The organism is Mesorhizobium sp. M4A.F.Ca.ET.090.04.2.1, assembly GCF_003999085.1.
Lineage (GTDB): Bacteria > Pseudomonadota > Alphaproteobacteria > Rhizobiales > Rhizobiaceae > Mesorhizobium.
In genome coordinates this window covers 1-2,858 of the sequence record NZ_RZOT01000664.1, presented here as the reverse complement: position 1 = coordinate 2,858, position 2,858 = coordinate 1, and the positions used below count along the sequence as shown (strand labels likewise).

Annotated in this window: 4 protein-coding genes and 1 tRNA gene; 3 read left to right on the top strand and 2 right to left on the bottom strand. The window is 63.9% G+C overall.

Annotation, left to right across the window (positions count from 1 at the left end; translation table 11 throughout):
- Window positions 1–41: 41 nt before the first annotated feature.
- Window positions 42–117 (bottom strand) — tRNA-Ala (locus tag EN781_RS30000).
- Window positions 118–292: 175 nt separating this feature from the next.
- On the bottom strand, window positions 293–685 hold the full coding sequence (locus EN781_RS29995) for a TIGR02300 family protein (RefSeq protein WP_126056882.1): 393 nt from the start codon (window positions 683–685) through the stop codon (window positions 293–295).
- 204 nt (window positions 686–889) lie between these two features.
- Between EN781_RS29995 and aroA the strand changes: the two genes are divergently transcribed.
- The 3 genes from aroA to EN781_RS29980 all read left to right on the top strand — a co-directional run.
- The gene (gene aroA, locus EN781_RS29990; RefSeq protein ID WP_126056883.1) at window positions 890–2,248 is read left to right on the top strand and encodes a 3-phosphoshikimate 1-carboxyvinyltransferase; all 1,359 of its coding nucleotides are present in this window, start codon (window positions 890–892) and stop codon (window positions 2,246–2,248) included.
- Entirely contained in the window at window positions 2,248–2,574 is a 327-nt protein-coding gene (locus EN781_RS29985; RefSeq protein ID WP_126056884.1) for a hypothetical protein, read from the top strand. The genes aroA and EN781_RS29985 overlap by 1 nt, the downstream gene beginning before the upstream one ends.
- Window positions 2,571–2,858: (d)CMP kinase (locus EN781_RS29980; protein ID WP_189347934.1), on the top strand; the 288-nt coding region annotated here is incomplete at its 3' end. The genes EN781_RS29985 and EN781_RS29980, both read left to right, overlap by 4 nt.

Genomic DNA, 2,858 nt, shown 5'->3' with positions numbered 1-2,858 from the left:
AGCGTGAGCGACGCGAATCCAAGCATCAGGAAAAGACTGTTTGGTGGAGCCAATCGGAATCGAACCGACGACCTCTTGAATGCCATTCAAGCGCTCTCCCAACTGAGCTATGGCCCCACTCCCGGCAGTCAGCCGGCGCCGTTTCCGGCGAAGAGATCCGGCGCGGTTTTGAGGTCCGCGCCGTCAAGTGCAGGCGGCTTCTAACCCCGCCTTCGGTCAAGATCAAGCCTTCAACGACCGCTTTTTCGTCACAGGCCAACAAAGGCCGGCAAATGATCGCAGCGGGGCCCGATCAGACCTCGTCGTCGTCGTCGCCGACGCCGATCATGTCAGCAACGTCGTCGTCCTCTTCCTCTTCATCGGCAAGGAAGGTGTCGTCCTCATCGTCGCCGAGGTCCACATCGTCCTCGTCGTCTCCGAGATCGGGAAGATCGTCGCCGCCCTTGGCCTCGTCATCAGCCTCTTCGAGCGAGACGACCTCGGCGCCCTCTTCGTCCTCGGCGTCCACTTCCTTGTCGGCGACATCCTCGTCCTCCTCGAGAGCGGTGATCTTGCCTTCGTCGAAATAGGAGCGCGGATAGCTCTTGCCGGTGTAGGGCGAGACGATCGGGTCCTTGTTCAGGTCATAGAATTTCCGACCCGTTTCCGGGTCTATGCGTTTGGTGCCAAGTTCAGCTTTTGCCACAGCAAGCCTCGTAGATAGAAGAGTGGTCCCCTTAACGGCAGTTTACGGCGCTGTCAAAGCCAAAAGCCGGCTTCAGGCAGGCGTTGCAAAAGCCCGCAATCGAAGGCTTCTCGCAAGGGGATGACCATTTCCGTCCGCCGTGATACGAGACCGCCGCAACAAAAGAAAAGTGCCGGCGCGCCGGCGTTCCATCAAGGGAAAACCATGTCTCACGCTGCCGCTCCGAAACCGGCCACGGCCCGCAAATCTCCAGCCCTTTCCGGCGCCGCGCGGGTGCCGGGCGACAAGTCGATCTCGCACCGGTCCTTCATGTTCGGCGGTCTGGCCTCCGGCGAGACCCGCATCACCGGCCTGCTCGAAGGCGAGGACGTGATGCGCACGGGCGCCGCGATGAAGGCGATGGGCGCGCATATCGAGAAGCGCGGCGCCGAGTGGGTGATCCGCGGCACCGGCAACGGGGCGCTGCTCGAACCGGAAGGTCCGCTCGACTTCGGCAATGCCGGCACTGGCTCGCGGCTGACCATGGGTTTGGTCGGCACCTATGACATGGAAACGACCTTCATCGGCGATGCATCGCTATCCGGCCGGCCGATGGGCCGCGTGCTGGAGCCGCTGCGGCAGATGGGCGTGCAGGTGCTGAAGGCGACGCCTGGCGACCGCATGCCAATCACGCTGCGCGGCCCCAAGCACGCCGCCCCCATCACCTACCGGGTGCCGATGGCCTCGGCGCAGGTGAAGTCTGCGGTGCTGCTTGCGGGCTTGAACACGCCGGGCATCACCACGGTGATCGAGCCGGTGATGACGCGCGACCATACCGAAAAGATGCTGAAGGGCTTTGGCGCCAATCTGACGGTCGAAACCGACGAGCGCGGCGTACGCCACATCTTCATCGAGGGCCAGGGCAAGCTCAGCGGGCAGACGATCGCCGTTCCGGGCGATCCGTCCTCGGCCGGCTTCCCGCTGGTCGCGGCGCTCATCGTGCCGGGCTCGGACATCGTGATCGAGAACGTGCTGATGAACCCGACCCGCACCGGCCTGCTTTTGACGCTGCAGGAGATGGGCGGCCGGATCGACATCCTCAACCCGCGCAACGCCGGCGGCGAGGACGTCGCCGACCTGCGCGTGCGCTCATCCGAATTGAAGGGTGTCGTCGTCCCGCCGGAGCGGGCACCCTCGATGATCGACGAGTATCCGGTGCTGGCGGTTGCCGCGAGCTTCGCCGAGGGCGAGACGCTGATGCAGGGGCTGGAGGAATTGCGGGTCAAGGAATCCGACCGCCTGTCTGCCGTGGCCAACGGGCTGAGGCTCAACGGCGTCGACTGCACGGAGGGCGAAGCAACGCTTGCGGTACGCGGCAGGCCCGGCGGCAAGGGGCTGGGCAGACACCCCAACGGGCCGGACACGACGGTAAAGACGCATCTCGACCACCGCATCGCCATGAGTTTTCTGGTGATGGGCCTGGCGACCGAGAAGCCGGTGACCATCGACGACGCCAACATGATCGCGACGAGCTTTCCGGAATTCATGGGACTGATGAAGGGGCTGGGCGCGGAGATCGGGTGATGTTGCGGGACTGGCCGCTCTTGGCAGGCTGCATTGGAGCTGCGCTGGTCCCGTATCTGATCGAACGCCTCGCTTTCAAAGAGCGGTTTGGCATTTTCGCTCTTCTTTTCTGGCTTCTGGTTCTTCAGTTCCTGGCCATCTATTTGTCGGTCGGTCCTGCCAGGTTTCTCGAAGACAATGGATGGGTCTTTCTTGCGGGACTTCTCAAAGGGATCGGGGCCATGGCCTTCATGACAATCGGCGTCATACCGCTCATTGCACTGCCACTGTCGATCTCGATCGCCCTGGCGGTGCTGGCGTTCCGCCTGTTCAGGCAAGTCAGATGACCGACACCTTCACCATTGCCATCGACGGGCCTGCAGGCGCCGGCAAGGGCACGCTTGCGCGCCGGCTCGCCGACCACTACCGGCTGAACCTGCTCGACACCGGCCTCACCTATCGCGCGGTTGCCCACAAACTGCTTCAGCTTGGCCTGCCGCTCGACAACGTCTCGGCGGCCGAAACCGCGGCGCGGCAGGTGGACCTTTCGAAACTCGACCGCGCCGTGCTGTCGGCGCATGCGGTGGGCGAGGCGGCCTCGAAGGTTGCGGTCATTCCCACGGTGCGGCGC

What these genes read in the sequence shown, in the direction of transcription:
- aroA (WP_126056883.1), top strand. Translation starts at nt 890, where the DNA reads ATGTCTCACGCTGCCGCTCCGAAACCGGCCACGGCCCGCAAATCTCCA.
- EN781_RS29985 (WP_126056884.1), top strand. Translation starts at nt 2,248, where the DNA reads ATGTTGCGGGACTGGCCGCTCTTGGCAGGCTGCATTGGAGCTGCGCTG.